Here is a 13928-nt window from a genome sequence, read left to right as displayed (position 1 = left end):
TTCAATCTGCGTTCCCATCAAACTTCCTCTCCAGTTGAATGGGATACAGAATAAAGTACCAGATAATGAACGCGGCCGACGCCAGAATGATGGCGGAACTCACCACCGGATGCAGCGGTAACCGCGTGACGAAACTCTCCAGAAAACCCGCCGTGACGAAAACCGGCACCAGCCCGATCACAATTTTGAGTCCCTGTTTGGCCCCGCGTTTGAACGACTCCAGCCGCGACCAGGTGCCCGGAAACAACAAACTGTTGCCGAGCGTCAGACCGGCACTCCCCGCAATCACAATCGCCGAAATCTCCAGCGTTCCGTGAATCCAGATTGTCAAGACCGACGGAAGTAGCAAACCGCGTTCGTAGAAAAAATACTGGAAGGCTCCGAGCATCACGCCGTTCTGAAACATGACGGCAATCGTTCCGAAGGACGCAAACAAGCCCAGAATGAACGCGATGAACGAAACCCGGATGTTGTTGACGGTGATGCCCATGAACATATCGGCTTGTCCGCTGCCTTTATAAACCGCCAGCGGATCGCCTTTCCGGATGTTTTCGAGCGTCATGTTGACGTAATCGTCGCCCAGAATCAGCCGGACAAACAACTCGTCGTTGGCCGCCGACACCCAGCCCAGCGCAGCCGCTACCAGAAAAATGACGAACGACACCAGCAAAAGCCGGTGCGATTTTCGGAACAGCAACGGCAATTCTACCGCCCAGAACTGGACAAAACGGCTGCGTTCCTCCCGTTTGTTGCCCATCAGCCGCCGGTGCATTGTGGCCGCCAGACCGTTGAGATACCGGGTGACGGGCGAAGTCGGATAAAACGTCCGGGCATACGACAGATCATCGGTCAGCTCGATGAAGTGGTCGGTCAGCACATCGGGGTTGGAGCGGTCGTTGGCGGTCACGGGTTCGCTCTCGATCTCTTTCCACTTTTCCGTATTCTGTTTGATAAAAGCCGCTTCGCGCATGAAAAAACCGGGTTATGGGCCAAAACCCATTGGGTCGGATAAATTGCAAATCAAATGCCATATTTCAAAGCCGCTCGTACGAACGGGGACAATACGGTCGATTTCGGCAACAAATAGCCGTTGTCAAAGGGTTTCTCCGTAAGTTTGTAGTTTCTGTGTGTATTTGGCTATTTTATGAAAGTATTGTTTGACCATCAGGCCTTTACGGGGGTGCGGTATGGCGGAGTGTCCCGGTATTTTTATGATCTGATGGTATCGCTGCAAAAAAAAGGCGTCGAAACCCAGTTGTCGCTTTTGTTTTCCAACAATGCCTACCTGCTGGAAAGTGACGCGTTTCGGGTACAGTCTTTTTCGTATTTTCTGGGTTTTATGCCCACCAACATGCTCTTTTCGCAGGTGAACCGATTGTGGAGCGTGACCCGGTTGATGCAGAATAACTACGACGTTTTTCATCCTACTTTTTTTCACCCGTACTTTCTGAAGCACACGAAAAAACCGGTGGTACTAACGTATCACGATGCCATCAAAGACAAGTTTGGGGCCGAATTCGGTCATATCGATAATGCGTCGAAAGACCTAAAGCAAAAGTTGTTCGACCGGAGCGCCCAGATCATTGCGGTTTCGGAAAACACCAAAACCGATCTGATCGAACTATTCAACATCAAACCGGAAAAGATCACCGTCGTTTACCACGCGACGGCTTTTCAGACGCTGAAAGTGCCCGAAACCGTTCAAATCGAGGTTCCGGAAGCATATTTGCTGTATGTCGGCGCCCGCAACGATTACAAAAATTTCATTTCTTTTTTAAAGGCGATTGCGCCGACGCTCAAAAAATACCGTCACGTCCAACTGATTTGCGCGGGGGGCGGTTCGTTCAGTCCGGAAGAAACGCAGTGGATTCAGCAACTGGGGCTGACCGACCGGATCAGCCAGCGCAACATCGACGATTTTACGCTGTATCGGTTGTACCAGAACGCGCTGGCGTTTGTCTATCCGTCGCTCTACGAAGGCTTCGGCATTCCAATTCTGGAGGCTTTTGCGGCTGGTTGCCCGGTGGTGTTGAGTCGGGCGTCGTGTTTTCCGGAAGTGGCGCAGGAAGCCGCGTTGTATTTCGATCCGGAATCGGCGTCGGAGATGCAGCAGCAAATTGAAAAAATCATTCTGGACGACTCCCTGCGCCAATCGCTGATCCGGAAAGGACGCGAGCGGGGGCAGTTCTTTTCGCTGGAAAAAACGGCGAGTCAAACACTTCAGGTTTACCAACGTATTGCATAAGTGAACAGAGCGAATAAAATCCTGCTTTTTGATACGATCATCGACGGCCATCATGCTGATTATCTGACGCATCTGATCGCCTATTGGGTGCAAAACCGCCCCGAAGGTGAGCTAATCGTCGTTACCCAGCCATCGTTCGGGAAGCAATTTGAGGCCTTGCTCGAAGCCAAACCGGGTGTCGAAAACATCCGGTTCGTGCCCATTTCGGAGGAAGACATTGAAACCGTACACGGAGCGTCGATGGCGACCCGTTCGTTCAAGGAGTGGAATCTGGTGTTGAAATACGGACAGACGCATCAACCATCGCACGTTTTGCTGATGTATTTCGATCTGTTTATGCTGGCAACCTGGCTGGGGCGGTCGGCGCCCTTTGCCGTTTCCGGTATTTATTTTCGGCCGGATTTCCATTACAAAACCCGGCCCGGCATCAAAGCCCGGCTGAACGGAATCCGAAAAAAAGTTACGCTGAACGGGGTTCTGAACCGGAAAGGCCTGACGAATCTGTTTTGCCTGGATCATTCGGCGGTGGAAGGATTACGGGCGTTGAGTCCGCACGTCAAAATCTGGCCGCTGGCCGATCCGGTCGAATCGTATGCCATTACGCCCGCCGAGGTAGAACAACTGCGGACGAAACTTCAGATTTCGCCCAACCGCCGGATTCTGCTGCTTTTCGGGCATCTGGACGACCGCAAAGGCATCGAACCGCTGCTCGATGCCCTGAAACTCCTGAAACCGGAGCAGCAACGGGCGTTGTGTCTGGTGCTGGCCGGGCCAATTCAACCCGGTTTTCGGGAAAAAGTCGAAAGCAGCATGGCTGAAGTCGGGAGCGACATGCAGATGGTGCGGGTGTTTGACGAAATAAAAGGACGGCAAATTCAGGTTTATTTCGAGTTGTCGGACTATGTTTTGGCGTTATACCAGAATCACATCGGCATGGCGTCGGTTGTGGTGCGGGCTGCGGTTTCCGGAAAACCGGTGTTGGCGTCGGATTACGGCTATCTGGGACATCTGGTGCAAACCGAGCAATTGGGTGCGGTGACCGATGCGACCTCGCCGGATGCGATCCGGGGGCTTCTGGAACGGATTTTGACGGAAGAAATCCCGTATTCGAAAACAAATCTGCAAAAGTTAGCCGATCGCAATTCGAACGTTTATTTTGCAGAAACGATTTTTAATCATCTTTGATTTTTGTTTCCCGCCTGACCCTGTCAGCGGTCAAAGACCCTGACAGGGTCAGGCGGAAAACAAATCAAATGGTCGAAAGTCTTGCCAGGAAAACCAGATTATTATGACCGTTTCGATTCAGACTTCCCAAAACGTTACGCTGGAATACGAACCCGCCAGTTTGGGCGACCGGATTCTGGCGTTGTTGCTCGATTACCTGATTCTGCTGGGATGGCTGATTCTGTATTTTGTGCTGACCAAACTGCTCCCCGGCGCATTTCGGAGTCCTTTCTGGACGGGCCTGTTTTTGTTGCTGCCGTTCATGCTCTACGATCTGCTGTGCGAAACGTTTCTGAACGGGCAGAGTCTGGGGAAAATCGCGATGAAAATCCGGGTGGTAATGCTTGACGGATCGCAACCCGGTTTGGGGGCTTATCTGCTCCGCTGGCTGCTCCGGCTCATCGAATCACCGATGTTTTTTGGCGGAATGGTGGCCGTCATTACCATTGCGGCCAACGGCCGGGGCCAGCGAATTGGCGACATTGCCGCCGGAACCACGGTGGTGAAACTGACCCGCCCCGTTACGCTGGCGCAGATTACCTACCGGGCCTTACCCGACGATTACCAGGTGCGGTTTCCGGAAGTGGCCCAGCTTTCCGACCGGGATTTGAACATTGTCCGGGAAGCGTTGCGGATGAACAATCCCGAAATCAGCGGTTTAGCCGCCGAAAAAGTCAAGCAAGTCATCGGGGTTCGGTCGGAACTGGACGATACCACGTTTCTTCGGACCTTGATCAATGATTATCAATTTTTAGCCTCTTAAGCCTGCGCGGCCCGGTCCGCAGGGATCTACCCATATGAAAGAACAAATCAAAACACTAGCGCGCGACTATGCGGCCGATTTGATTGCCAACCGCCGTCACCTGCACGCCAACCCGGAGTTGTCGTTCAATGAGTTCAAAACCGCAAAATTCGTTGCCGATCAGCTTAAAGCCATTGGCCTCACTCCGCAGGAAGGCGTTGCCAACACGGGTTTGGTCGCGCTCATCGAAGGACGCGCAGGTCGTTCGTCCGAAAACCGGGTTGTGGGGCTGCGGGCCGACATGGATGCACTGCCGATTCACGAAGCCAACGATGTTCCCTACAAATCGACCGTCGAGGGCGTCATGCACGCCTGTGGACACGATGTGCACACGTCGTCGTTGTTGGGAACCGCCCGCATTTTGCAGCAACTTCGCGACCAGTTTGAAGGAACGGTGAAACTGGTTTTCCAACCGGCGGAAGAGAAAGCTCCCGGTGGGGCGTCGCTGATGATCAAAGATGGCGTTTTGGAAAACCCGGCTCCGGCCAGCATGCTCGGCCAGCACGTGGCTCCGAACGTGCCGGTTGGCAAAATTGGCTTCCGCGAAGGCATGTACATGGCCAGCACCGACGAACTCTACCTGACGGTGATCGGAAAAGGCGGCCACGGTGCCATGCCCGACCAGCTCATCGATCCGGTGTTGATTGCTTCGCACATCATCGTGGCTTTGCAGCAGATCATCAGCCGCAACCGAAAACCGGCCAATCCCTCGGTGTTGTCGTTCGGGCGGTTTATTGCCGACGGCGTCACGAACGTGATTCCCAACGAGGTGAAAATTGAAGGCACCTTTCGCTGCATGGACGAAGAATGGCGGGAAGACGGCCTGCGCCGGATGAAAAAAATGGCCGAGGGCATGGCCGAAGCGATGGGTGCCGTTTGCGAATTTACGGTGGTCCGCGGCTATCCTTTCCTGAAAAACCACCCCGAACTGACCCGGCGAATGCGCTCGGCAGCCACGGAATACATGGGTGCCGACAACGTCGTAAACCTCGATTTGTGGATGGCGGGGGAAGATTTTGCCTTCTATTCGCAGGTGGTCGATTCGTGTTTCTACCGGCTCGGAACGCGCAACGAAGAAAGGGGCATCATTTCCGGCGTTCACACGCCCACATTCGACATCGACGAATCAGCCCTGGAAATTGGTGCCGGTTTGATGAGCTGGCTGGCGCTGGAGGAGTTGAGAGTGAAGAATTAAGAGTTTTACAACGCTGCGATGAGGATCTATAAACTACTTCCGGTTTTGTTTCTGGTGCTCGGCCTGACGGGCTGTTCGACGTCTACGGTTTACATTGTCCGGCACGCGGAGAAAATCAACGAAGCCGACAGCAGCGGTTTGACCGCCGTTGGGCTGGAACGCGCCCAGGCCCTGGCCGACCGGCTGGAGGACGAGCGGATTAGCCAGATTCTGACCACGCCCTACCGCCGGACGCAGGAAACGGCCCGGCCCCTGTCGCAGCGACTCAACCTGCCCATCGACTCCTATCCGGCAAAACCGGTCGGCGCGGTGGTGGAACTGATCCAGAAAACGAAGGGTAAAAATAGCCTGGTGGTCGGCCACAGCAACACAATTCTGGAGATTGCAAAAGGGCTGGATACCAAACCGACAAAAACCAAAATCGAATCGGGCGATCACGATAACTTGCTGATTGTAACCATCAAGAATGGCATTTTTGGCACGTCGGTCAGCTTGCAGGAAGAAACGTACGGCAAGCCGACAGAACCTTGATCCGCTTGCTTTCGGGGAAATGTGAATACCAGGCGACAAAAAATCGGGCAATTTTTTGTCGTTTAGGCAGTTAGAATAGAGAGTACTAACCCAAATTGAATCTGTTTAATGAGTTTGCGAGTGGTAAGATTGTTCTTTGTTTTTTGTCTGACGTATTTGCTTGAAACAGGCCTTGTCAAAGGCCAAACACCGGTGTCGACCGGATCAACGTTTCCGAACCGGTTTACCGGTCGCCAGATTGTGGTAACACTTGGCAACGATACCGACCGGCCCGAATACCGGCTATTGGACAATGGGCTGATGTATTACCGGGAAGGATCGGAGGGAGGATTTACGCAGTTGGGCCAGCAGAAAAAGGATACCACCCAGAAGGTATTCGCAAGGCTGGAGCAGACGTGTAAGATCAAAACCACCAAACTGGAAAATCCGGAAAATCCGGCGGTGACTGTCACCTGGAAGCGGGCCAAAACCGAGTTTGCCGTGGGCTGGGAAAAACGAAAAGCCCCGGATGAGTACGAACAGTTTTATGATCAATTCATGGAACTGTTCCCTAAAAACCGGAGAAAGTAACTCCAGAAAAGCCCCGATACGCAACGTACCGGGGCTTTTTGATTTAGTTGTCTTCCAACTCAAATTTAATCGGCAGGTTGTATTTCACACGCACCAGTTTCCCATTCTGCATGGCTGGTTTCCAGCGCGGCATGGCTTTGAGCACCCGAATCGCTTCTTCGTCGGCACCAAAACCAAAGCCTTTTAGGACCTGAATGTCCTGAAAACTGCCGTCCGTGTTGATCACAAACGAAAGAAAGACCTTCCCGCTCACATGTGCTTTTTGGGCGGCTTCCGGGTAACGCAGGTTTTCATGGATAAAACGGGTCAACCCAATCATCCCTCCCGGAAATTCAGGATGTTTTTCAACCACAGTGAAAATGTGTTCCTTATCCTGCTCCGCTGTCAGTTTTTCAGCGGTGCGGTTGGGGGCCGTGGTCTGGCCCGAAAACCGCCCCGCTGTTTCGTCAGAACCTTCAACCAGCCGGGCATTCACAACGGTTTTTCCGCCGACCGCAATTTCCTGGCTTTTGTGACCAGCGAAGCTAATCAGTAAGGTTCCATTAGCGGGTACCGTGATTTTATAGCGGCCCTTTACATCGGTGGTTGTCCCCCTTTCGACGTTATTTACAACGATGTTGGCACCTGGAAGCGGTTTTCCGTCATTAGCAAGAATCTGACCGGAAACTGTTATTTCTTTGTTGTTGACAACCTCCTGCTTCGCCTGGTCCTCGCAAGCCGCCACGAAAATGAAGAGAGAAAAGGTGAGCAGGGCCACAAAGCCGTATTTAACGACTGCCCAGCGGTTGGTTTCGGATTTCTGAAGCATGAGAATGCGCTGTTTTAAGGTGGAAGATTGGAAGAAAGGCGTTACAAAAGCCGACGGTTTCGGCCCGAACGTGTAGGCAATGAGTCGGTTGTCCATCCGGCGCTGGCAGAAGCGGAGCCGGGCAGAAACAGAATAGGAAGGCTTCATAACGGGTTTAGTTTTTGGTCGTGGCCTTGATGGTGTAAGTGGATTTGGTAGGATCGACCTCGACACTTTGCAGATTGCCGGGGTTCAGTTTTTGGAATTCTTCCCGCGTGATCGTTTTATCGTCCAGCATATAAACCGGCGGTTTTCCGTCGTAATCGATCCGGCCAGCCTGCTGAATCTGCTCGCCGATTGCGCCTTGTTTGGTTTTCACCTGAATTACCCCATTTTTGCCTTCATCGCCATACAGGGTAGTAGCCGATTCGCCTTTCAGGACATTGATGGAATGGATGTCATTCGGATTTACATCAGCCAAAGGCTCTGGTTTTAGTGAAGAAGCAGTCCGGCGTTTTCCGTCAACGACAAACAGCGGTTTTTTATCCGGGTCGGAAAGGGCAGAACCCCTGAGGATGACATTGGGAGTATCGGGTTTGCTGTCTATCACCTGACCGCTTCGTTTGTCTTCTTTTTCCAGAGCAAACTGGATGGGCAGGACATACTGAGTCATAACCGGGTTTCCATTCTGAATGCCTGGTGTCCAGCGCGGCATTTGGCTGACCACCCGAACCGCTTCTTCGTCGCAGCCCGAGCCAATGCCTTTTTTCACCCGCAGTCCCTGAATGTCGCCGTTCTTGTTGACGGTGAACTGTACAAAAACCGTTCCCTGGGTGCCGTTTTGCCGGGCTTCGGCTGGATACCGGATACTTTGGGAGAGATAGGCTCCCAAAGCGGGGATGCCGCCCGGAAATGCCGGATTTTGTTCCACCACCGAAAACGTTTCCCCTTTTGCGGAGAGGGTGTTTGATGAAGGATTCGTCGGAGCTGGTTTTGTGGTAGAACCGTAGCCCACCACGACCACGGGGTGCAGCGAATCGACTTTAGGAACCAGCGTAAAATCAAGCGTTTTTTTGCCGGCTACGTCCTTCACCTGCGATACGTAGCCGACGAAACTGGCCACGATTTTGGCGTCAGACGGAACATTCTTCAACTCGTAGCGGCCCTGTATGTCGGTTTGCGCACCACTTGTCGTGTTGCGGACAATGAGCGTCGCCCCCGGCAGTGGCTGTCCGTCGTTATCGATAACTTTTCCCGAAACCGTTCCTTTTTCATCCGAAACCGGCGTCACCAGTTCCGTAAGTTGCTCGCGGGCGGCCGTCATCGCCACCAAACTCAGCAGGAGCGGCAACACCAGCATGTATTTTCCCAGCGCCCAGTGGCTGGTAGCCCGGCGTTGCAGCATTTTGATGCGTTCTTTCAACAAGGCCGGTTTGAAAAAACCGTTGGTCAGCGTATTGGGCTGAACGCCAAATGCATAGCTGATCAGGAAGGTGGCGTATTCATGTTTGTCTTCTGCCTGGGCGTCGGCCAGAAACTCGTGGACTTGCTGAATTGCCTGTTTGTAGAGAATCAGAATCGGGTTCATCCAGAAGAAAAGCTGGACTACTTCCAGCAGCAGCACATCGAAACTGTGTCCCTGGCGGATGTGAACCAGTTCGTGGGCGACGATCGGCGTGTTGGCCGTTTGCGCATCCCGGCGACACAGCACCAGATACCGGAAGAACGAGAACGTCGGAACGCGCTCATCGGCGGGCAGCACCAGCGTGTAATCGTCCAGATTGTGCCGTTCCGAGCGCTTGATCAGCCGCCCCACGCCCGTTATCTGCACCAGCAACCGCAGAAACAGTGCCCCGGCGACCAGCCCGTATACCCAGTAGGCGATGGTTTCCCAATTCGGCCCGGTCGGCTGTTCCGCCGTTTGAATAACGACCGGCAGCGAAAACGCAACCACCGGAACGGGCAGGGTTTCGGCCGCGTCGGCGGGCAATTCCACCAGCGGCAGGGTGAGCGAAAGCAGCACCGACATGATCAGGTAGGCCCGGTTGAGCCGAAAAAAGGTATGTTTTCGGAGCCAGATCCAGTAACAGGCGTAAAACAATACGAGAAACAGATTGGCTTTCAGCAGGTATTCGAGGGCCGCGTTCATGAGTCTTTCTGGCGGTTTAGAAGGTCAATAATTTCGTTGGCTTCTTTCAGGCTCAGGTTGCGGTCTTTGACAAAAAACGACACCAGCTTTTTCAGCGAATTGTCGAAATAACCGGACATGAGCTGCTCCATTTCGAAGCGTTTGTACTCCTCTTCCGTGATCAGCGGATAGTATTCATGCGTTTTGCCGTAGGCCCGGTAACCCACCAGCCCCTTTTTTTCTAGAATGCGGATGATGGTCGAGACGGTGTTGTAGGCGGGTTTGGGCTCCGGGAGTTCGGCCAGAACATCCTTGACAAACCCTTTTTCCAGTTTCCACAACACCTTCATGATTTCTTCCTCGGCATTGGTCAATTCGCGAACTTGCATACGGCATCAGGTTGATTACGATCTTAAATCAAATATATGACTAATGGTTTAGTTTTAAAACTAACATATTAGTTTTTTGTTGGAAAAAATGTTTTTGTTGGGTTATTGGGGGAATGGAGACATTAAAACTAGCCTCCGGTTTTAACCGTGAGATGTTGTGGAAAGCCAATGAGGAAACCTTTGAAACGGTTCCAGAATGTAAATAAAAACTTTAAGCCCACGGTTAAAACCGTGGGCTGATACCATTGAGGACAGATTTTACTGGTTCATATTACTTCACTTCCCCCGCCACCGGCTGTTGCCCCGCCTTCGCCCAGTTTCGCAGTTGATCGAAAACCGCTTCGGTTTGTTGGGGCGTAAACCGGCAGTGGCCCTGTCCGTCGGTAAATTTCATGACAAAAAGCCGGTCGTTACCCGCTTGCCGGGCAATGGCGTCGTAGGCCGTGGCTTCTTCGGGCGGAATCAACTCGTCATAGGTCGTATGAACCAGCAAAACCGGGTCGCTGATTTTGCCGCTAAACGTGGTGTAAGGCCCCAGGAACTTCCGGGCTTTGGGTTGGGCCGTCAGCCGGGTGGCCTGGCGGTTGACGAGCACATCATCCGGAAAACCGCTGTATAACAGATTCGTATTGTCGAACGGGTTACCACCCGCCTGCTGGCTGATGTCGCGGTAGATTTCCTGAAAAAACCAGAGGACACCCGGCAGGTCTTTATATTTAATAGAAAACCGGCGGGCGAATTGCTGACCGGTCAGCGAATCGGCTTCCAGTTTCTGCTTGATTACGTCTCCATCGGTAGGAGTTGCGGTTCCGTTTGCCAGCTTTTCCAATGCCAGCGTGTTGGGGAAAAGGCCGTCGAAGGTGACCAGAACCGCAAAAAGGTGTCGCTGCAACGATTGGTACAGATGGCCGGAGATGGGGCAAAAGGGTAGGGCTCCCTGGTAGTGCTGCGGGAATTTTTCGATGGTTGCCAGCGTGATCATGCCACCCATCGAGTGTCCGGTGACGAATGTACTGTCGGGCTGGCCGTATTTTTTGACAAAATGCTGCCGCAGGGCTTCCGTATCGTCCACGCCTTCCGAAACCGCCCAGCCCTGCCGACGGTAAGCCGACTGGGCCACGGCAAAGCCTTTTTTCAGGAAAGGAGACATCCATCCGCCACTCAGATTGCCCCGTTTGTTGCCGATCGTTTCGTAGCCGTGGGCATACATCAACAGGCGTTTGGGCGAACCGGCCTGGCCCCAGTTGGCGGGAAAGTCGATGCGGTAGCGGGCTCCGCCAAGAGTTCCCGTATCGACGCGGGCCTGCGAGGATGATTGGGCGAAGGCGTTCAGCGTAAGGCCGAAAAAGGCAAGCAGCAGGATGGATTTCATGATCGATCAGGAAAGGATACAGGAATCGCCAGTCGATTTACCAGAATGCATTCGCAAAAGCAAGACCGTTCCCTCAAAACCACGATCCGGTTTCCGTCACTTGCCGGTTCAATAAGGTTTAGAGCAGGAATGGCACCTTTTTTTGTTCGTTTGTTGTTCTAGAACAATAGAACTTATGTTTGCTAATCCAAAGTAGAGATGAAATTAAGCGTTTTAGATCAGTCGCCCATTCGCAAAGGGAGCAATGCGCGGGAAGCCTTGCTGGAAACCGTGGCACTCGCCCAGCTAACGGAAGAACTGGGGTATACCCGGTTTTGGGTGTCCGAACACCACAATGTGACCTCGCTGGCCGGCACAACGCCGGAGATCCTGATTGCTCACCTGGCCGGACAAACGCAATCCATCCGCGTGGGTTCGGGCGGGGTGATGATTCCGCATTACAGTGCGCTGAAAATCGCCGAGAATTTCCGGATGCTGGAAACGCTTTTCCCTGGCCGCATCGACCTCGGCATGGGCCGCGCACCGGGCGGAGATCGCGTTACGGCCAGTATTCTGAACTCGACCAACACCTTCAGTGAGCAGGATCTGGTGCAGCAACTGTTTGATTTGCAGAATTATTTGAACGATCGGTATGCGCCGGGCAGCGTTCAGGCCAAAGTGCGGGCCATGCCGATTCCGCCGTCGGTGCCGGAGCAGTGGATGTTAAGCTCGAGTGGTCACAGCGGCTTGCTGGCGGCTCATTTCGGCATGGGATTTTCGTTCGCCCATTTCATCAACCCACACGGCGGACCGGAGGCCATGCAGCAGTATCGGGCGCGGTTTCAGCCGTCCGAGAACCTGGAAGAACCCCAGACCAACGTCGCGTTTTTTGTGTTCTGTTCCAACGATCCCGAAACCGTACACCGGCAACAGGCCATGATCGACTACCGGTTTTTGCAATACGAAACCCGGGGCAAAGTGGATCCGTTCGACTACAACGATCTGAAAACCATCGCGTATTCGCCGGGCGAGGAAGCGCGCATTCAGCACAACCGGCAGCGGATGATTATGGGCAATTCCGAAGAAGTGAAAAAACAACTGCTGAGGTATGCCGATCAGTACGAAGTCGATGAACTGATGCTGGTCAACGTGGCCTCCGAATTTGAAGAGCGGCTGGAGTCGTACCGGCTGCTGTCGGAGGTGTTTGAGCTGAAGAGTGTAGTCGCTTGATCAAGCGGTTTCCTCACTTCGTTATTCGATGTTCGTTATTCAACATTCGATGTTACATGATTTTGTACATTCAATATCGAATAATGAATACGAAATATCGAATAACGAAGTGAAAAAAGGAACTGTAGCCCTATTTCTTCTTATACGCAATCCGGAAAACCGTTCCGCCCAGATCGTCGGAGACGTACAGCGAGCCGTCAGGCCCCTGGGCCAGTCCACAGGGGCGGTGCTGAACGGGGCCGGTGGGTTTGGCTAAGTCGATACCGGCAAAATTGTCGGCAAAAATCTCCCAGGCTCCCGACGGTTTTCCGTTTTTAAACGGCACAAACGCGACTAAATAGCCTTTTTGCAATTCCGCCGACTGGCTGTGGAAGGCCACGAACGCACCATTGCGGTATTTTTCGGGAAACATCGTTCCGGTGTAAAACAACAACCCGTTTGGGGCCAAATGCGCCGGGAAGGCCACCACGGGGTTCATGGCTTTTTCGCCACCGGTTTTTTTGCCATCCCCGCCGTATTCGGGCGCCAGAATTTTCTTCTTCTGAATGTGGTCGTAATACACATAGGGCCAGCCGCCATCCGATCCTTTTTTCACTTCGTACATGGTTTCCGCCGGTAATTCCGCGCTGTGCTTAGGCGTATAATATTCCGGATAGAAATCGTGGAACTTGCCGCGACCGTGCTGAACGACGAACAACGAGTTCGTTTTGGTGTTCCAATCCAGGCCGACGGTGTTTTTCAAACCCGTTGCAAACCGGACGCCATCGCTGTAGGACTGGTTGAGTCGGTTGGTTTTAAACTGCCAGATGCCAGCGGCTGAATCCAGCAACGGGCACGGCATCAGGCCTTTGCCCGTTCCGGCTTCGCGGCAGGCGTCGTTGTCGGAGGCCACGTTGACATAAATCATCGACTGGTTATCGACCGCAATCGACTTGGACTGATCGCGTTCTTTCAACCGCAGACCTTCCACAATTTTTTCCGGCTGGTCCGGCTGCATCACCTCGCCTTTTTCATTCAACTGATACCGGTAAACGCCACTGTTGGACGACGCGTACAGGTAGTCATCCTTGATAAAAATGCCCGTTCCGGGATAATCGCCAAAACCGGTTTGTTCGTCGATCACGCCGTCTTTGTTGGTATCCCGAAGCCGGTAAATGCCTTTGCCGTCTTTCAGTTTCCCCAATTTGACGTAGATGTCGCCGTTTTTGCTGACAGCCATATGTCGGGCAGCCAACAGGTCGGTCGCGACGATGGAAGCCGAAAAACCGGCCGGTAGTTTGATTGCCGAAGGCTCGACGGTTTTGCTTTTTTGGGTTGACGAAGCAGGCGTGTCGCCGGTGGCCCAGACGGGATGAAAGCCTGCCAGTGCGCTAACCAGACAGATGGTCCGGATAAATGTTCTTTTCATGAAAGGGTTTAGTTGTTAAATGGGGAACCGTGAGTCTAAAGATTGCCAATTTCTGTGTATTTTGGCAG

Annotated in this window: 13 protein-coding genes; 7 read left to right on the top strand and 6 right to left on the bottom strand. The window is 53.0% G+C overall.

Features of this window, described 5'->3' with window-relative positions; translation table 11 throughout:
• Window position 1: 1 nt before the first annotated feature.
• Entirely contained in the window at window positions 2-970 is a 969-nt protein-coding gene (locus ACO064_RS12990) for a stage II sporulation protein M (protein WP_421827770.1), read from the bottom strand.
• 174 nt (window positions 971-1144) lie between these two features.
• Between ACO064_RS12990 and ACO064_RS12985 the strand changes: the two genes are divergently transcribed.
• The 6 genes from ACO064_RS12985 (at window position 1145) to ACO064_RS12960 (ending at window position 6567) form a co-directional block, all read left to right on the top strand.
• The gene (locus tag ACO064_RS12985; protein WP_421827769.1) at window positions 1145-2245 is read left to right on the top strand and encodes a glycosyltransferase family 4 protein; all 1101 of its coding nucleotides are present in this window, start codon (window positions 1145-1147) and stop codon (window positions 2243-2245) included.
• Complete coding sequence (locus ACO064_RS12980) at window positions 2246-3430, top strand: glycosyltransferase (protein ID WP_421827768.1); 1185 nt, start codon at window positions 2246-2248, stop codon at window positions 3428-3430.
• A gap of 103 nt (window positions 3431-3533) precedes the next feature.
• A complete protein-coding gene (locus ACO064_RS12975; protein WP_421827767.1) occupies window positions 3534-4232 on the top strand; it encodes an RDD family protein in 699 nt (232 codons plus the stop codon).
• Between the two features lie 34 nt (window positions 4233-4266).
• Complete coding sequence (locus tag ACO064_RS12970) at window positions 4267-5466, top strand: M20 metallopeptidase family protein (RefSeq protein ID WP_421827766.1); 1200 nt, start codon at window positions 4267-4269, stop codon at window positions 5464-5466.
• A gap of 18 nt (window positions 5467-5484) precedes the next feature.
• Window positions 5485-5997 carry a phosphoglycerate mutase family protein gene (locus ACO064_RS12965; RefSeq protein WP_421827765.1) on the top strand — a complete coding sequence of 171 codons (513 nt, stop codon included), beginning with the start codon at window positions 5485-5487 and terminating at the stop codon, window positions 5995-5997.
• A 192-nt stretch (window positions 5998-6189) separates the two neighbouring features.
• A complete protein-coding gene (locus ACO064_RS12960; protein ID WP_421827764.1) occupies window positions 6190-6567 on the top strand; it encodes a hypothetical protein in 378 nt (125 codons plus the stop codon).
• 43 nt (window positions 6568-6610) lie between these two features.
• Here the strand turns inward: ACO064_RS12960 and ACO064_RS12955 are convergent, their stop codons facing one another.
• The 4 genes from ACO064_RS12955 to ACO064_RS12940 all read right to left on the bottom strand — a co-directional run bounded on the left by ACO064_RS12955 (window position 6611) and on the right by ACO064_RS12940 (window position 11243).
• Window positions 6611-7522, bottom strand: a complete 912-nt coding sequence (locus tag ACO064_RS12955; RefSeq protein WP_421827763.1) for a TonB family protein — start codon at window positions 7520-7522, stop codon at window positions 6611-6613.
• Window positions 7523-7529: 7 nt separating this feature from the next.
• On the bottom strand, window positions 7530-9503 hold the full coding sequence (locus ACO064_RS12950) for a TonB family protein (protein ID WP_421827762.1): 1974 nt from the start codon (window positions 9501-9503) through the stop codon (window positions 7530-7532).
• On the bottom strand, window positions 9500-9871 hold the full coding sequence (locus tag ACO064_RS12945) for a BlaI/MecI/CopY family transcriptional regulator (RefSeq protein ID WP_421827761.1): 372 nt from the start codon (window positions 9869-9871) through the stop codon (window positions 9500-9502). Before ACO064_RS12945 ends, ACO064_RS12950 begins: the two co-directional genes overlap by 4 nt.
• 271 nt (window positions 9872-10142) lie before the next feature.
• Entirely contained in the window at window positions 10143-11243 is a 1101-nt protein-coding gene (locus ACO064_RS12940; RefSeq protein WP_421827760.1) for a DUF6351 family protein, read from the bottom strand.
• Window positions 11244-11441: 198 nt separating this feature from the next.
• Between ACO064_RS12940 and ACO064_RS12935 the strand changes: the two genes are divergently transcribed.
• Window positions 11442-12452 (top strand): LLM class flavin-dependent oxidoreductase, encoded by a 1011-nt coding sequence (locus tag ACO064_RS12935; protein WP_421827759.1) that lies wholly within the window; start codon window positions 11442-11444, stop codon window positions 12450-12452.
• Between the two features lie 130 nt (window positions 12453-12582).
• Here ACO064_RS12935 and ACO064_RS12930 read toward each other — a convergent pair whose 3' ends face one another.
• Window positions 12583-13860: a PQQ-dependent sugar dehydrogenase gene (locus ACO064_RS12930; RefSeq protein ID WP_421827758.1), complete on the bottom strand. Its 1278-nt coding sequence runs from the start codon at window positions 13858-13860 to the stop codon at window positions 12583-12585.
• Window positions 13861-13928: the final 68 nt, after the last annotated feature.

It is taken from the genome of Larkinella sp., from assembly GCF_965227735.1.
GTDB lineage: Bacteria > Bacteroidota > Bacteroidia > Cytophagales > Spirosomataceae > Larkinella.
The sequence above is the reverse complement of the archived record's forward strand: the minus strand, read 5'-3'. Positions and strand labels throughout refer to the sequence as shown.

Bases quoted from the DNA above. Each gene is read 5' to 3' on its own strand.
- ACO064_RS12975 (WP_421827767.1), top strand. From the start codon at position 3,534: ATGACCGTTTCGATTCAGACTTCCCAAAACGTTACGCTGGAATACGAA.
- ACO064_RS12955 (WP_421827763.1), bottom strand. From the start codon at position 7,522: ATGAAGCCTTCCTATTCTGTTTCTGCCCGGCTCCGCTTCTGCCAGCGC.
- ACO064_RS12935 (WP_421827759.1), top strand. From the start codon at position 11,442: ATGAAATTAAGCGTTTTAGATCAGTCGCCCATTCGCAAAGGGAGCAAT.
- ACO064_RS12970 (WP_421827766.1), top strand. From the start codon at position 4,267: ATGAAAGAACAAATCAAAACACTAGCGCGCGACTATGCGGCCGATTTG.
- ACO064_RS12940 (WP_421827760.1), bottom strand. From the start codon at position 11,243: ATGAAATCCATCCTGCTGCTTGCCTTTTTCGGCCTTACGCTGAACGCC.
- ACO064_RS12950 (WP_421827762.1), bottom strand. From the start codon at position 9,503: ATGAACGCGGCCCTCGAATACCTGCTGAAAGCCAATCTGTTTCTCGTA.
- ACO064_RS12990 (WP_421827770.1), bottom strand. From the start codon at position 970: ATGCGCGAAGCGGCTTTTATCAAACAGAATACGGAAAAGTGGAAAGAG.
- ACO064_RS12985 (WP_421827769.1), top strand. From the start codon at position 1,145: ATGAAAGTATTGTTTGACCATCAGGCCTTTACGGGGGTGCGGTATGGC.
- ACO064_RS12930 (WP_421827758.1), bottom strand. From the start codon at position 13,860: ATGAAAAGAACATTTATCCGGACCATCTGTCTGGTTAGCGCACTGGCA.
- ACO064_RS12965 (WP_421827765.1), top strand. From the start codon at position 5,485: ATGAGGATCTATAAACTACTTCCGGTTTTGTTTCTGGTGCTCGGCCTG.
- ACO064_RS12945 (WP_421827761.1), bottom strand. From the start codon at position 9,871: ATGCAAGTTCGCGAATTGACCAATGCCGAGGAAGAAATCATGAAGGTG.